The organism is Mesorhizobium sp. M1A.F.Ca.IN.022.07.1.1 (genome assembly GCF_003997575.1).
Lineage (GTDB): Bacteria > Pseudomonadota > Alphaproteobacteria > Rhizobiales > Rhizobiaceae > Mesorhizobium.
Genome location: NZ_RZST01000126.1, coordinates 1 through 15,087 on the forward strand (window position 1 = coordinate 1; position 15,087 = coordinate 15,087).

17 protein-coding genes are annotated in these 15,087 nt (G+C 64.8%); 6 read left to right on the forward strand and 11 right to left on the reverse strand.

Annotation, left to right across the window (positions count from 1 at the left end):
- On the forward strand, nucleotides 1-733 hold a 733-nt coding region (locus EOA75_RS15995), incomplete at its 5' end, for a phosphopantothenoylcysteine decarboxylase (protein WP_281058532.1).
- On the opposite strand, the gene EOA75_RS16000 is transcribed toward EOA75_RS15995, so the two are convergent.
- The 6 genes from EOA75_RS16000 to EOA75_RS16025 form a co-directional block, all read right to left on the reverse strand.
- Nucleotides 730-2,181: an MFS transporter gene (locus tag EOA75_RS16000; RefSeq protein ID WP_245466647.1), complete on the reverse strand. Its 1,452-nt coding sequence runs from the start codon at nucleotides 2,179-2,181 to the stop codon at nucleotides 730-732. The two genes, EOA75_RS15995 and EOA75_RS16000, sit on opposite strands and share 4 nt — an antisense overlap.
- Nucleotides 2,182-2,375: 194 nt before the next feature.
- Nucleotides 2,376-2,852: a DUF992 domain-containing protein gene (locus EOA75_RS16005; RefSeq protein WP_067325778.1), complete on the reverse strand. Its 477-nt coding sequence runs from the start codon at nucleotides 2,850-2,852 to the stop codon at nucleotides 2,376-2,378.
- Between the two features lie 189 nt (nucleotides 2,853-3,041).
- Entirely contained in the window at nucleotides 3,042-3,893 is an 852-nt protein-coding gene (locus EOA75_RS16010; protein ID WP_095826741.1) for a tetratricopeptide repeat protein, read from the reverse strand.
- A gap of 136 nt (nucleotides 3,894-4,029) precedes the next feature.
- The gene (gene rpsU, locus EOA75_RS16015) at nucleotides 4,030-4,293 is read right to left on the reverse strand and encodes a 30S ribosomal protein S21 (protein ID WP_040969057.1); all 264 of its coding nucleotides are present in this window, start codon (nucleotides 4,291-4,293) and stop codon (nucleotides 4,030-4,032) included.
- Nucleotides 4,294-4,470: 177 nt separating this feature from the next.
- Nucleotides 4,471-4,857, reverse strand: coding sequence for an SET domain-containing protein-lysine N-methyltransferase (locus tag EOA75_RS16020; RefSeq protein WP_095781084.1), 387 nt, complete (start codon nucleotides 4,855-4,857; stop codon nucleotides 4,471-4,473).
- Between the two features lie 109 nt (nucleotides 4,858-4,966).
- The gene (locus EOA75_RS16025) at nucleotides 4,967-5,725 is read right to left on the reverse strand and encodes an SDR family oxidoreductase (protein WP_067325787.1); all 759 of its coding nucleotides are present in this window, start codon (nucleotides 5,723-5,725) and stop codon (nucleotides 4,967-4,969) included.
- A 253-nt stretch (nucleotides 5,726-5,978) separates the two neighbouring features.
- Between EOA75_RS16025 and EOA75_RS16030 the strand changes: the two genes are divergently transcribed.
- The 5 genes from EOA75_RS16030 to EOA75_RS16050 all read left to right on the forward strand — a co-directional run bounded on the left by EOA75_RS16030 (nucleotide 5,979) and on the right by EOA75_RS16050 (nucleotide 11,499).
- Entirely contained in the window at nucleotides 5,979-7,232 is a 1,254-nt protein-coding gene (locus EOA75_RS16030) for a sarcosine oxidase subunit beta (RefSeq protein ID WP_127239431.1), read from the forward strand.
- Nucleotides 7,233-7,317: 85 nt separating this feature from the next.
- Nucleotides 7,318-7,614, forward strand: coding sequence for a sarcosine oxidase subunit delta (locus tag EOA75_RS16035; protein WP_067325793.1), 297 nt, complete (start codon nucleotides 7,318-7,320; stop codon nucleotides 7,612-7,614).
- Complete coding sequence (locus tag EOA75_RS16040; RefSeq protein ID WP_127324638.1) at nucleotides 7,611-10,619, forward strand: sarcosine oxidase subunit alpha; 3,009 nt, start codon at nucleotides 7,611-7,613, stop codon at nucleotides 10,617-10,619. Before EOA75_RS16035 ends, EOA75_RS16040 begins: the two co-directional genes overlap by 4 nt.
- Nucleotides 10,612-11,196 (forward strand): sarcosine oxidase subunit gamma, encoded by a 585-nt coding sequence (locus tag EOA75_RS16045; protein ID WP_067325799.1) that lies wholly within the window; start codon nucleotides 10,612-10,614, stop codon nucleotides 11,194-11,196. The genes EOA75_RS16040 and EOA75_RS16045 overlap by 8 nt, the downstream gene beginning before the upstream one ends.
- A gap of 84 nt (nucleotides 11,197-11,280) precedes the next feature.
- Nucleotides 11,281-11,499, forward strand: coding sequence for a hypothetical protein (locus EOA75_RS16050; protein ID WP_067325802.1), 219 nt, complete (start codon nucleotides 11,281-11,283; stop codon nucleotides 11,497-11,499).
- Nucleotides 11,500-11,584: 85 nt separating this feature from the next.
- Here EOA75_RS16050 and EOA75_RS16055 read toward each other — a convergent pair whose 3' ends face one another.
- From EOA75_RS16055 to EOA75_RS16075, 5 genes are all read right to left on the reverse strand, one after another.
- Nucleotides 11,585-11,821 (reverse strand): DUF680 domain-containing protein, encoded by a 237-nt coding sequence (locus EOA75_RS16055; protein ID WP_067325805.1) that lies wholly within the window; start codon nucleotides 11,819-11,821, stop codon nucleotides 11,585-11,587.
- Nucleotides 11,822-11,981: 160 nt separating this feature from the next.
- Nucleotides 11,982-12,626, reverse strand: a complete 645-nt coding sequence (locus EOA75_RS16060) for a TetR/AcrR family transcriptional regulator (protein WP_127324639.1) — start codon at nucleotides 12,624-12,626, stop codon at nucleotides 11,982-11,984.
- Nucleotides 12,627-12,922: 296 nt separating this feature from the next.
- Nucleotides 12,923-13,960 (reverse strand): phosphotransferase, encoded by a 1,038-nt coding sequence (locus tag EOA75_RS16065; protein ID WP_127324640.1) that lies wholly within the window; start codon nucleotides 13,958-13,960, stop codon nucleotides 12,923-12,925.
- On the reverse strand, nucleotides 13,957-14,442 hold the full coding sequence (locus tag EOA75_RS16070) for a MaoC family dehydratase (RefSeq protein WP_277816115.1): 486 nt from the start codon (nucleotides 14,440-14,442) through the stop codon (nucleotides 13,957-13,959). Before EOA75_RS16070 ends, EOA75_RS16065 begins: the two co-directional genes overlap by 4 nt.
- A 44-nt stretch (nucleotides 14,443-14,486) precedes the next feature.
- Nucleotides 14,487-15,087, reverse strand: a 601-nt coding sequence (locus tag EOA75_RS16075; RefSeq protein WP_127324641.1) for an SDR family oxidoreductase, incomplete at its 5' end; no start/stop codon positions are given.

A 15,087-nucleotide genomic window follows, 5' to 3' on the forward strand; every position in this document is an offset into this window, starting at 1 on the left:
GGCCGAGCCGCTGGAAATCGTGGCCGCGATCGAGGCGATGCTCGACGAGAAGCCGCAGCCGCTTGCGGGCCGCAAGATCATCGTCACCTCGGGGCCGACGCATGAGCCGATCGATCCGGTGCGCTACATCGCCAACCGTTCGTCCGGCAAGCAGGGCCATGCGATCGCGGCGGCACTGGCGAAGCTCGGCGCCGATGTCCGGCTCGTGTCCGGTCCGGTCAACATCGCCGATCCGGCCGGGGTGAAGACCACGCATGTGGAAACAGCGGCCGAGATGAAGGAAGCGGTCGAGAACCTTCTGCCGGCGGACGCGGCTGTTTTCGTCGCGGCCGTCGCCGACTGGCGCACCGCGAATGCCGCCGGTGAAAAGATCAAGAAGGTGGCAGGGAAGGGCCCGCCGTCGCTCAAGATGGTCGAGAATCCCGACATCCTGGCGGGCGTCGGCCATCATGCGCAGAGGCCCGGTCTTGTCGTCGGCTTTGCCGCCGAGACGCAGGACCTCATCGGCAATGCCGAGGCCAAGCTCAGGAAGAAGGGCGCCGATCTCATCGTCGCCAACGACGTCTCGCATGGGAGCGGCATCGGCCCTTCCGGCGTGATGGGCGGCGATCGCAACAAGGTGCGCATCGTCTCACGCACGGGCGTCGAGGATTGGCCGGAGATGGGCAAGGACGAGGTGGCGACACGGCTAGCCGCATCGATTGCCGAGCGGCTGAAAGCGACAGTGGTTTAGCTGGCCGCTGCCTGCGGTCGCATTGGCGGCAGCGCGATCCGCAGCGCGGCGATGCAGCCAAGGATCCCAAGCGGCACGAAGGCGAGGAAGAGCCAGCCGGCCACGCCTGCGGCCGCGTCACGATTGAGGCCTTGCGAGAAGCCGCTGGCGTTGGCCACAATGCCGGCAAGGGCCGCGCCCACCGCGTAGCCGATCCGCTGCATGGTCGGCACGGCGGCGGAAGCGATCGTCTGCTCGCCGTCACGGGCCGAAGCGACGATGACACGCGTCAAGAACGGCCAGCAGACGCCGAAGCCGCCGCCCTGCAGCAGAGCGCAGAGCAGGATCAGCGGGATCGAACCTGCGGGGATGGCGTAGGCGAAACTGGCAAGACCGGAGGCGATCATCAGCGCGCCGACGACGATGATCAGTCTTTCGCGTTCCAGCGGCGCATTGGCGATGAGGATCGACAGGATCGACCAGGCGATGGATTCGGCGGCGATGATATAGCCGGTGGTCAGGATCGGAATGCCGTGCAGCGTGGTGAGCAGCAGCGGCCCGTAAATGGTGAACGTGCAGGTCGCTACCGAGAAGGCCGCAACCATGGTCATGCCTGAGCCAAGCGGCGAGCGCCATGAGAACAAAGGTGCCGGAAACAGGCGCGAGCGCGGCCTGAGGGCATCGATGCGGAAGAAAAGCGCCAGGCCGATCAGCCCGACGGCCAGCAGCAGCGACGAGCGCAGCAGGGCGATGTCAATGCCGGCGGCAGCGATCAGCACGACGGCGATGGCGAGACAGGCAAGCGCCGGATAGGGAAAGGGCGGCGCCGTGCCGCTGCCCGCCTGCGGCCTCGTCGCCTCCGGCGTGTCCAGCACGATAAAGCTCGCCAGCGCCATCGCCGCGCCGCCGAAAGTGAAGACGCCAAAGGCCCAGCGCCATGACAGGAACTCGGTCATAACAGCGCCGAGCATCGGTCCGCTGAAGGCGGCGACGCCCCAGATCGCCGACATGATGCCGAAGAGCTGCGGCCAGATGTTGCGCGGAAAGAGACGCTCGACCGAAACGAAGGCGAGCGACACCAGCGCGCCGCCGCCAAGTCCCTCGACCAGCCGCCCGGCGAGGAAGAACGGCATGGAGGGTGCCACGGCGCAGATCAGCGCGCCTGCCGCGTAGAGCAGGGCGGCGACCATCATGTTGGAGCGCAGCGCGACATAGCTCACCAGCCGCCCGGCGGCCGCACCCGCGACGATGGCGCCGAGCTCATAGATCGCCAGCGACCAGCCAACCAGCTGCACGCCGGCCAGCTCGCCGACCATGGCCGGCATCACCGTCGCCACCATAGTCTCATTGGTGGCATGCAGCAGGATGCCGAGACCGACGAAGCAGAAACGCGCCAGGTCGCCGCTTGCCCACAGCGCTCGCCAGTCCACCTTGTTGCCGGCCACCTTGCCGCCGCCTGCTGCCGTCACGTCGATCTCCCGCTTGTTTTCCGCAACCTCATCCGCATTGCGAACGAAGCGCCAGATCCAGTTCGGCAGGGCTTGTAGAACCTCAAGCGCAGTTGAGCTCAAGAGGCTTTTCGGGGATATCGGCGAGCAGCGCGCTAAAAATTCGGCCCGGAGCGAGAGTCCCGGGCCGTATCGGTGCTAACTGATTTGAAATTTCACTTATAGGAGTGGACGAGGTCCAGCGAAGCCACGGCAACAGCGAGGTTGACGCCGGTCTGCGCCTGGACGCTCAGCGGCTCGAGCATGAAGGCGCCGTCGAGGCCGCCGACCAAAAGATTGGCGCCGCCACCGGTCACGACGCTCGCCTCCGCGTTGACGCCGTAATAGCTGCCGGCGAGATCGCCCGAGTCATGGTGGCGGGTGGCGGCGAGAACCGCCCAGACAAGCTGACCTTGATGCGTCCGGCCGATATCGACGCCGAGCTTGGAGATCATGCCCGTGTATAGCTCGGCCGGGCCGTGATGATAGGGGCGGAAGACGCAGGACACGCCCTTGTTGGAGGTGATGACGTAACCGGTGCCCCCGTCGATGGTGCAATCGAGCGTGCCGAGCCGGAGCGTGCCGGCGCTGACCGGAGAAGCGAGGACCGTGGCGGCAAGCGCGGCGGCGGCACAGGCAAGTGTCTTGATCATCGGAAAGGTCCTTTCGCAACAAACGGCCCCGGTTAAACGGTCGAGGTGCGAGGAGCGTTCCGCCCAAAACTTGGCGCGAGCATGGCGAGCCAACACATCGCCGTTGGCGACTAACGGCCACATCGGCGTGTCAGCGCCGCAATAGACCCATCGCGGGCGACCGGACCCCCGGGCGGCCTTAGCTTCCGATCAGCTGGCGCCGGCCGAGGTGCGCGACAGGCCGTCCTTGGCGGGTTGGTAGTTCGGGTCGAGGTGGACAGCTTCGCGGTAGGACTTGGCCGCCCTTTCCTTGTCGCCGCGTCGCTCGTAGATCAGCGCCTGGTTGGCCCAGGCCTCGGCGTTCTTGCCGTCGAGCTTGATGGCCATGTTGAAGTCGGCGAAGGCGTTGTCCTCGTCATTCATGGCCAGATAGGACAGGCCGCGGCCGTTGTAGGGCTCGGCTGCGTCCGGCGCCAGCGAGATGGCGGTCGAGAAATCCTCGATGGCGAACTTATGCTGGCCCTGGCTCTGATAGATCAGGCCGCGATTGTGGTAGGCGCGGGCGTCGGTCGTGTCGAGTTGGATCGCCTTCTGGAAATCGTTGAAGGCGTCGTTGACGCGGCCGGCCTTGCGATAGAGATTGCCGCGGCCGATATAGGCGGCGTCGTAATTGGCGTTGATCTGGATCGAGCGGTTATAGTCGGCAAGCGCTGCTTGCTGGTTGCCCAGGAAACGCTGGATGAGCGCCCGGTTCGAATAGGCCTGATAGAAGTTCGGATTGAGCTGGATGGCGGTGTCGAAATCCTTGAGCGCCGCCTGGTACTGGCCGCCGCGGCCATAGGCCGAGCCGCGCACATTGTAACCCTCGGGATCCTGAGGATTGCGCTGGATGACAGCCGACAGCGAGGAGATGTTCTCGGTCGAGCCTTGCGCCTTGTCGATACTGTTGAACTCCCCCGTCGGGGCCGTCTGGCATGCTGCAAGGGTCAGGCCCGAAAGCAGGGCCGCCGTCAGGGCGAAGCCGCGAAAAGCGGTTCTGCGCTCCACGGTAATTGCGTTCATCTCAGTCCTCACTGGCGCCGCGCCGTCAAGTCCGTTCCCTCTCCGAACCGGCTCGAACACATAAACAAAAAGGTGGCGGCGATTCCGCATCGCGCCACCCTCGGTATCCTTCGAAAAGGACGAAAAATTGACGGTATCAGCGCGGCGAACGCGATGCGCCGGCAGCACCAGCCGGAGCCGGGCGCGGGGTCATCGGCAGCAGGCCTTCGCGCTGGGCGCGCTTGCGGGCCAGCTTGCGGGCGCGGCGGACGGCTTCCGCCTTCTCGCGGGCACGCTTCTCGGACGGCTTTTCGTAGTGACCGCGCATCTTCATTTCGCGGAAAATACCTTCGCGCTGCATCTTCTTCTTCAGCGCGCGAAGCGCCTGATCAACGTTGTTGTCGCGGACGAGTACCTGCACGTGCAATCCTGTCTTCGGGTTTGAAATCTCAGGCAAGCAGCCCATAGCCGCATGCCTCCGCAGTGACCTGCACCGCGAATTGTGCCGGCTGATAGCAGAATCAGGCCGTGCTGTCCACCGTTGATTGCAGGAAACCGCGATCGGAAGCCCGAGCGCCGTGCCTTGCCGGTCTGAGCCTTAGGCGGTCGCCAGATGCAGACGGGCGAAATCCTCAAAGAATTCGCCATAGTCGCAAGTGATTTCCTCGCCGGCCGCGATATCCCGGGTCGCTGTGGCGCCACCATATTGGGAGAAATCCGTGTTCGGCCGCTCGGAATGGTTCATGAAGCGGCCATTGTCGACCTCATATACCATGAAACCCGGCTTGTCCGGGCTCGGATAGGCGTAGCGGTCGAGCAATTCCTTGAGATGCGGCGGCGCCTTCTCGTATTTCTCCATGGGGATCAGCCGGTCGAAATCGGGATCGAGCCGCCAGATGGAGGCACCTTTCCTGACCGGCTCGGCGGCGAAAACGCCGACGCCTTCGATGGCGCTCTGGGCTACATAGGTTCTGATCAGCAGCATCGTTCCGATCCGTTTTCGACGGGAAACCAAATCGTCAAAACGGACCGGAATGCAAGGCCCCCGTCGCGCGATTTCAGCGGATGAGCATGGCTGCCGACCGTCAGATGATTCACGTCCGATTGATCGAGACGCCACCATCGGCAAACAGCGCCGCGCCGGTGGTGAAGCTTGAGGCGTCCGAGGCAAGGTAGAGCGCTGAGCGGGCGATCTCCTCGGGCCGGGCCACACGCTTCAAGGCATGCAGGTTTTCGACGAATGTCCGCGACTCCGGCGTCTTGAACGTCGCTGCGGGCGTGTCGGTGCCGCCGGGCAGCAGCGCGTTGACGCGCAGCCCTTTCGGGCCGTATTCGGCGGCCAGCACCTGCGTCAGCCCGATCAGCCCCGCCTTGGCGGCGGCATAGGCGGCCATGCCCGGCATGCCGGCGGTATAGCCGACGAAGCTCGAGGTGAAGATCAGCGAGCCGCCGCCGCGCTCCAGCATCGCCGGGATCTGGTGCCTGGCGGCGAGGAAGGCGCTGGTCAAATTGGTGTCGATCGTGTCGTGCCAAGTCGCCGGCGCCATCTCCGGAACCTGCGCCATCAAGCCGACGGCGCCGGCATTGTTGAAGGCAATGTCGAGGCCGCCGAACCTTTCGACTGCAAGCTCGACCAGAGCCCTGGCATAGGCTTCGTCTCGGACATCGCCGGCGAGTGCAATTGCGGTTCCACCGGCCGTCTCGATTTCGCCGACGAGTGCATCGAGTTCGGCCCGGCGGCGCGCCGCGACGACGAGACTGGCGCCCTGCTCGGCGAACAGACTGGCCGTAGCGCGGCCGATGCCGGAACTGGCGCCGGTGACGATGGCGACCTTTTCGGTGAGTGCGAACATTTCACATCCTTTCTCTATGCCGGTCCAGCCGGTGGTGGGATGATTGGTCGCAAATCGGCATTTCGGCAGCCACCCGAAAGCTGACTTGCCGATCGGAATGCAAGTTGTCGGGCATGCGCCGCGCAGCCGCGGCGCAAAACGGCAAGCGCCGTCGCAAACAGCGCAAGGGTGACTGCACGCTTTCGCTAGTGATACACCACGCGCGCCGGGGAATGCCCGGCCGAGATCCGCGATTTTTGGCGCGAGGCTGAACGTGAAGAAATACTCCGTATTCGCCATTGCCCGCGAGGCGATGCGCGGCCACAAGGGCTGGGAAGAGCAATGGACCTCACCCGAGCCGAAGAAGGAATACGACGTCATCATCGTCGGCGCCGGCGGCCACGGCCTGGCCACCGCCTATTATCTGGCGACCGAGCACGGCATCACCAATGTCGCGGTGCTGGAAAAGGGCTGGCTCGGCGGCGGCAACACCGGTCGCAACACCACCATCATCCGCTCCAACTATCTCTATGACGAAAGCGCCAGCATCTACGACCATGCGCTGAAGTTGTGGGACGGACTGAGCCAGGAGCTCAACTACAACGTCATGTATTCGGCGCGCGGCGTCATGATGCTCGCGCACAATGTGCATGACGTTCAGGTGTTCAAGCGCCACATCCATGCCAACCGCCTCAACGGCATCGACAATGAGTGGCTGACGCCGGAACAGGCGAAGGAGTTCTGTCCGCCGCTCAACATTTCCAAGGAGGCGCGCTATCCGGTCATGGGTGCCGCGCTGCAGCGCCGCGGCGGCACGGCCCGCCACGATGCGGTCGCCTGGGGTTATGCGCGCGGCGCCTCGGCGCGCGGCGTGCACATCATCCAGAACTGCGAGGTCACCGGCGTCAAGCGTGCGGCCAACGGCGCGGTCACCGGCGTCGAGACGACGCGCGGCTTCATCGGCGCCAAGAAGGTCGGCGTCGTCGCTGCCGGCCATTCGTCGGTCATCATGGATATGGCCGGCGTGCGCATGCCGTTGGAGAGTTATCCGTTGCAGGCGCTGGTCTCGGAGCCGGTCAAGCCGGTGGTGCCATGCGTCATCATGTCGAACACGGTGCACGCCTATATCTCGCAGTCGGACAAGGGCGAGCTGGTCATCGGCGCCGGCACCGACCAGTATATCTCCTATTCGCAAACCGGCGGCCTGCACATCCTGCAGCACACGCTCGACGCCATCTGCGAGATGTTCCCGATCTTCACCCGCATGAAGATGCTGCGCTCCTGGGGCGGCATCGTCGACGTGACCCCCGACCGCTCGCCGATCCTGGCTAAGACGCCGGTCAAGGGCCTCTATGTCAATTGCGGCTGGGGCACCGGCGGCTTCAAGGCGACGCCAGGTTCGGGCAACGTCTTTGCCCACACCATCGCCAGGGACGACCCGCACCCGATCAACGCGCCCTTCACGCTCGAGCGCTTCCGCACCGGCCGTCTCATCGACGAAGCGGCGGCGGCGGCGGTGGCGCATTGATGATGGCCGAGATGGCCTGCCAGAAGCTTTGCGATCAACCGGCCGGCGCCCGCGTCAGCCATGGCGAATTGTAGGATCAACCTAGATGCTTCTCATCCGCTGTCCCTATTGCGAGGAAGAGCGCCCGGAACTCGAGTTCCGCAATGCTGGCGAGGCGCATATTGCGCGCCCGACCAACATTGCCGCCGAGAGCGACGACGATTTCGAGAAATTCTTCTTCATCCGCTCGAACCCCAAGGGCGTGATCTATGAGCGCTGGCGGCACATCCATGGCTGCGCGCGCTTTTTCAACGCCGTGCGCGACACCGTGACCGACAAGTTCGTCATGACCTACAAGGCCGGCGAGCCGAAGCCTGCGAAGCTGCCTGGAGCCTCGAAATGAACGCCGCCTTCCGCATTTCCGGCGCCGGGCGTCTCAGCCAGGCGAAGACCGCCTCGTTCAGCTTCGACGGCAAGCAGTATATCGGGATCGAGGGCGACACGCTGGCCTCGGCGCTGCTCGCCAACGGCGTGCATCTCGTCGGCCGCTCCTTCAAGTACCACCGGCCGCGCGGCTTCCTCTCGGCCGGCGCGGAAGAACCCAACGCGCTGGTGCAGATCGTGCGCGACGACGCGCGCAAGACGCCGAATGTGCGGGCGACCGTGCAGGAGCTCTATGACGGGCTGACCGCCCATTCGCAGAACCGCTGGCCCTCGCTCGCCTTCGATGTCGGCGCGGTCAACGACATTGCCTCGCCGATGTTCTCGGCCGGCTTCTACTACAAGACCTTCATGTGGCCGAAGTCGGCCTGGTTGAACTTCTATGAGCCGAAGATCCGCGCGACGGCCGGCCTTGGCGTTTCCCCCGACCGGCCGGATCCCGACCATTATGCGGCGCGCTACGCGCATTGCGACGTGCTGGTGCTGGGCGGCGGTGCGGCCGGCATCACTGCGGCGCTTGCCGCAGCCGAAACCGGCGTGCGGGTGATCCTCGCCGACGAGCAGGCCGAATTCGGCGGCAGCCTGCGCTTCGAGAGCGGCGCCAGGATCGATGGCGAGGACGGCTTTGCCTGGGCACAAGCCGCGATCGCCAAACTCAAGGCGATGGACAATGTCCGAGTGCTGTCGCGCACGACAGCTTTCGGGTACTACGCGCAGAACTTCGTCGGCCTGGTCGAGCGGGTCAGCGACCATCTCAAGAGCCCCGGCCGGGAGCTGGCGCGCGAGCGCCTGTGGCAGGTTCGCGCCAAGCGGGTCGTGCTCGCGACCGGCGCCATCGAGCGGCACATGGTGTTCGCCAACAACGACCGGCCGGGCGTCATGCTGGCATCGGCGGCGCGCACCTACCTCAACCACTATGGCGTGGCGGTCGGTAGGAATGTCGGCGTCTATACGGCAAACGACTCGGCCTACGCGGCCGCGATCGACCTGAGGAAGGCCGGCGTCAATGTCGCTGCCATCGTCGACCTGCGCGACAACCCGTCGGGGGCGGTGATCGACGAAGCGAGGAGCCTCGGCATCGAGATCAATTTCGGTCGCGCTGTGGTTAGCGCCGGCGGCAAGCTGCGCGTATCGTCGATGACGGTGCAGCCGAAGAACGGCGGCGGCGAGCGCAGGATCGCGGTCGACGCCATCCTGATGTCCGCCGGCTGGACGCCGTCGGTGCATCTGTTCTCGCAGTCGCGCGGCAAAGTCGCCTTCAACGAGGAGGCGCGACGCTTCGTGCCGGGGACCTATGCGCAGGACTGCGTCTCGGTCGGCGCCTGCAACGGCACGGACGGTTTGGAGGCAACGGTCGACGAGGCCTATGCGGCAGGCGCCCAGGCGGCAAGGGACGCCGGCGGCAAGGATTCCAGCGGCAAGATGGGCAAGGGCGCCAAGCCAAAGGTCGATGCCAGTGAAAGCTGGTCACGCGGCATGCTTGGCGCTGCGCCCGGCGCCGGGCCGGGCACCACGGTCAAGGCCTTCGTCGATTTTCAGAACGATGTCACCGCCAAGGACATTCGCCAGGCGGTGCATGAGGGCATGCACTCGATCGAGCACGTCAAGCGCTTCACCACCAACGGCATGGCGACCGACCAGGGTAAGACGTCGAACATGCACGGCCTGGCGATCGCCGCCGAGACGCTCAGCAAGCCGATCCCGCAGGTCGGTCTCACCACGTTCCGCGCGCCCTATACCCCGGTCACCTTCGGCTCGATCGTCGGCCATGCGCGTGGCGCGCTGTTCGACCCGACGCGCCGCACGGCGACGCATGGCTGGGCGGCCGCCCAAGGTGCCGTGTTCGAGGATGTCGGCCAGTGGAAGCGCGCCTGGTATTTCCCAAAAGCCGGCGAGGACATGCACGCCGCTGTCAACCGCGAATGCGTGACGGTGCGCAAAGCGGCCGGCCTGTTCGACGCCTCCACGCTCGGCAAGATCGAGGTGGTCGGGCCGGATGCGGCGAAGTTCATGGAGCTGCTCTACACCAACCCGTGGGAGAAGCTGGAGCCCGGCCGCTGCCGCTACGGCATCATGCTGCGCGAGGACGGCTTCATCTATGATGACGGCGTCGTCGGCAGGCTGGCGCCGGACCGCTTCCATGTGACGACGACCACCGGCGGCGCGCCGCGTGTCATGCATCACATGGAGGATTATCTACAGACCGAGTTCCCGCATCTCAATGTCTGGCTGACCTCGATCACCGAGCAATGGGCGGTGATCGCCGTGCAGGGGCCGAGCGCGCGGAAGATCATCGAGCCTTTGGTCGAAGGCATCGACATGTCGGACGAGGCACTGCCGCATATGTCGGTGCGAGAAGGTAAGATCTGCGGCGTGCCGACGCGGCTGTTCCGCATGTCTTTCACCGGCGAGCGCGGCTTCGAGGTCAACGTGCCGGCCGACTATGGCGAAGCGGTGTGGGAAGCGCTGTGGGCCGAAGGCCAGAAGCATGGCGCGACCGCTTACGGCACCGAAACGATGCACGTGCTGCGCGCCGAAAAGGGCTACATCATCGTCGGCCAGGATACGGACGGCACGGTGACGCCGAACGATGCCGGTCTCGACTGGGCGGTCGGCAAGAAGAAGACCGACTTCGTCGGCATCCGCGGCATGATGCGCGCGGATCTCGTCGCCAAGGGCCGCAAGCAACTGGTCGGCCTGAAGGCCAAGGATCCGAAGGTCGTGTTGGAAGAAGGCGCGCAGATCGTCGAGGATCCGAAACAGGCGATCCCGATGAAGATGATCGGCCACGTCACCTCCAGCTACTGGTCGGAGAACTGCGGGCGCTCGATCGCGCTGGCGCTGGTCGCCGGCGGCCGTGATCGCATGGGCCAGACGCTCTATGTGCCGATGCCGAACGGCACGATCGAGGTGGAGGTCACCGGCATGGTGTTCGTCGACGAAAAGGGGGAGCGCCTCAATGGCTAAGGCTACCGCCAAGACAAAAGCCGCCGACGCTTCAGCTGCCGCCGAACGGCGTCCGGCACTTGCCGGGCGCGCGGTGTCGGCGCCGGGCGTCAAGGTCGAGATCCTACCGCCGGCCGAACGCATCTCGCTGCGCGCGCCCGAAGCTTCCGTCGCCGCGCTCTCCAAGGCGCTCGGCGTGACGCTGCCGTCGAAGCCGAAGACCTCGGCGGCGAAAGGCGGGCGCACCGCCTTATGGCTCGGGCCGGACGAATGGCTGGTCATCGACGATGCCGGCAACGATCCGCTGGCCGACTGCGCCAAGGTTTCGGCGCTGCACTCCGCGGTCGGCATCTCGCATCGCAATGTGGCGATCTCGGTTGCCGGGCCGGCGGCCGCGGTGACGGTCAGTTCCGGTTGCCCACAGGACCTGTCGCTCGAGGCCTTCCCGGTCGGGGCAGCATCGCGCACCATTCTCGGCAAGTCCGAGATCGTGCTGCTGCGTACCGCTGAAGACACGTTCCGGGTGGAATGCTGGCGTTCCTTCTCGGACTATGTATTTACTTTGCTGTCGGAAGCGGCGAGCGACGCGGCGAACTGATCCTGCGCCAACCGGTCCGAAGGGCCGGCCTCGGGGAGCCTTCACCGGTCCGGGCCGTTTCTGCGGCTTGCGAGGAGACTGCCGATGCCGTCCAAGTCTGCGCCGAAGTCGCCCAAGAAGTCAGAGGCGGTCCGTTCGCTGGAGCGGGATCGCGAGATCGAGGAAGAAGAGCTCGAGGAAGGCCTCGAGGACACCTTCCCGGCCAGCGATCCGGTGTCGATTACCAGCACCACCATCCCCGGCGGGCCGGCAAAGCCTGGCAGGGCCAAGACCTTGCCTGGAATGAAGTCGCACAAGAAGTAGAGCGCCGCCGCAGTCAAATCGGGCTTCAGGCGAAACGAAAACGGGCGGCCAAGCGCCGCCGGTTTCGTTTGCGATTTGGCGCTGATTAGAGGCCCGGCACGAACCAAGGGTTCACGTCGATACCGAGCCGCGGGCCGTTGGTCGTCTGAGTGTTGGCGGCATCGGGCTTTTCCACCGAGCCGGTCGCGGCGCAGTCGAGCGCCTGATTGGTGTGAGTCTGGGTGCAGGCCGCAGGGGCGTGCTTGGCCGGCTGGCTCCCGCCAGCGAAAGCGGCGCCCGAGAAAGCCAGCAAGGCAGCGAGCGCGAGGATTGTCTTTTTCATCTTTCCGTCTCCAATCGTACATGTACGACACAACGTACATATACGGTTAATGGAGGCTGAATTCAAGAGGGAATTTGTACGCGTACGACAAATTAGCTTAAACCGAGTAACCGGCGTCGCAAATCAAGCGACCGGCGTTGTGTCAAGCCGGCGAAGCCGGTCAGCAGTTGACCGGTGTTTCGGTGAGCGGGGGTATGTCTTGCGCCGACAACGAGGCCAGCATGAAGTCGCACATCCGCTTCACATAGGCCTGGGGGTCGCCGAACGGATAGAAGGGAAAGGTGATCAGCAGCGAGATCGTGCCGTGGCCAACGGTCCACAGCATGGTGGCTATGGCGCGAGGGTCGCCTTTGAGCTTGCCGGCTGCGACGCAGGCCTCGACCCTGCTGGTCAGCACCTTCATCGCCGGATTGCCCCGTTCCATGTCCTCGTAGCTCCGGCCTTCCGGCAGCCGGGTCTTCTCTGTCATGAAGACGGTGCGGTATTCATTGGGATTGCCGAGCCCGAAGGCGGCATACTCGGTCATCACAGCCCGCAGCGCCTCAACGGGATCGTCTGCCGGGTGCTCCTCGATGCGGCGGGCAAGCGTTTCGAACGCGTCCTCGGCGAGCGCGAACAGGATGTCCTGCTTATCGGCAAAATAGGAATAGACCGACATCGGCGCGTAGCCGACCCGCTTGGCAAGCTTGCGAATGGTAAGCCCTTCGTAGCCCTCTTCCTGCACAAGCTTGTGAGCTGCGTCGACCAGTTCGGAACGAAGCTCGGCTTTCTGTTTCTCGCGGCGTTTCTGAACGCTCAGCGGCAATTTCCGCCTGCCTTTATGGTTGGTTGCCTGACAAAATTATATACGCTGTACGGAAACGGACAAGGGAGCGGCCTGGTTCCCCAAGATACGCCCTAACGCTTTGTTCCTACTTAATTCCGAACAGGAAAGCCGCTACCCACTTTTTCCGAACTAGATCGCGCTAATGCCGCCGTCCAGCGCCAGCGCATGGCCGCTCGCCCTCAGTGGCGAAGGCTTTAGCCGCGCCGCTGCCGAGGCCGCCTGTCGCACCGGCTAAAACACCGTCGCTCCATCGAAACGGCCCCGGCTTGGCTCCCTCAACTTTTCTTGTCAATCAGTTCCACCGCCAGCGCGGCGAGCAGCTTCACCGCCTCGCCATAGGTCCTGGCCTTTTCCGGGTTGGAGGCATTGCCGTCCAGCGCGCGGCGGTAGACACCCTGGCAGATCGCCGCCAGGCGGAAGAAGGAGAAGGCGAGGAAGAAGGTCCAGTTGCCGATGCCGTCGATGCCGCGCCGGCGGCAATAGGCGGCGACATAGGCCTCCTCGGACGGCAGGCCGATCGAGGCGCGGTCGATGCCGTCTAGGCCGCGAAAGCCCGACGCATGCGGCAGCCGCCATTGCATGCATTGATAGGCGAGGTCGGCAAAAGGATGGCCAAGCGTCGACAGTTCCCAGTCGAGCACGGCGATGACCTTCGGCTCGTCCTTGGCGAAAATCATATTGTCCAATCGGTAGTCGCCATGCACCAGCGAGACCCGGCCGTCATCGGCCGGCATATGCGTCTCCAGCCAGGTCATCAGCCGATCCATAGCGGCTATGCTTTCGGTCTCGGAGGCGCGGTACTGACTTGTCCAGCGCGCGAACTGGCGCTGGAAATAGCTGCCGGGCTTGCCGAAATCGCCTAAGCCCACAGCCTCGACATCGACTTGGTGCAGGGCGGCGAGGGTCGCATTCATGGCGTCGTAGATCGCGGCACGCTCGTCATTGCCGGATGTATCCGGCAGCGACGGATCCCAGAAGATGCGCCCGTCGAGGAACTCCATGACGTAGAACATGCGGCCGATCGGCGTCATCTCGCCTGAAAGATGGAGCATGCGCGGCACCGGCACGGAGGTCGTGCTCAGCGCCTGCATGACCCGGAATTCGCGGTCGACCTGATGTGCCGATTTCAGCAACTGCCCCGGCGGCTTGGCGCGCAGCACGTAGCGGCCGCTGGCGGCGGTCAGCAGATAGGTCGGGTTCGACTGTCCGGACTTGAATTTTTCGGCCGCGCAAAGCTTGGAAAAACCAGGGACATGCGCTTCGAGATAAGGCGCAAGCGCTGCTTGGTCGAGCGCGTTGGCGTCGCCGCTCATGCGGTCTCGGGCTGGCGCTCGATCAGCGTCAGGGTCAGCCAGCGCGCGGTGAGCGCCGGCTTCTTCGATCCTTCGATCTCGATGGTGACGTCGTGCGCCGTCTGCACCCATCCGGAAGGCCGCACCTTGACGTCGGCCAGCACGAAATGGGTGCGGATGCGCGAGCCGGTCTTCACCGGCGCCAGGAAGCGCAGCGTGTCGAAGCCGTGATTGACGCCCATCTTGGTGTTTTCGATCGGCGGCATGGTCTCGAAGGTCATGGCCGACAGCAGCGACAGCGACAGGAAGCCGTGCGCGATGGTGCCGCCGAACGGCGTCTCGCGCGCGGCCCGTTCCGGATCGCAATGGATGAACTGGTGATCGTCGGTGGCGTCGGCGAACTGATCGATCATGCGCTGCGTCACCGTGCGCCAGGGCGACACGCCGACTTCCTTGCCGACGCTGGCCAGAAGCGTATCGAGACTGATCGGTTCCACGCTGATGTCCTCCGCACCCCGCCCGATCGCGATTGCTTGAACCGGGCGTCCTACTCCTTGAACAATGTCATCCCGTGCTGCACCGACTGGCCGCCGTCGATCGGCAGGATGGCGCCGGTGACATAGCTTCCGGCACGGCTGCACAAATAGAGCGTTGCGCCGGCAATGTCATCCGCCACGCCGATGCGGCCGAGCGGAACATGGCTGCCGACACGTTTCGCCTGCTCCTCCGTGGCGGTGGCAAAGGCCGTCATCCGACTCTGGAAGGGACCGGGCGCAAAGGCGTTGACGGTGATGCGGCGGGCGGCGAATTCGATCGCCAGCGTGCGCGTCAGGTGATGCACGGCAGCCTTGGAGGCGGTGTAGGAATAGGCGTCGTCGGCCAGCGGCTGCGTGCCCATCACCGAGCCCAGATTGATCACGCGGGCCGGGTCATCGTCGCTTGCTGCAGCATCGAGCAGCGGCAAGAGCTCGCGCGTCAGGTGGAAGACGGCGGTGACGTTGACGCCCAACACCTTCGTCCAGGCGTGGTAGGGAAACTCTGCGAGCGGCGCGCCCCAGGAAATGCCGGCATTGTTGACCAGGATGTGCAGCCGGTCCGTTCGGACCTTCACCTCGGCAACCAGCGCGGCGATGCCCGCTTCGCTGGAC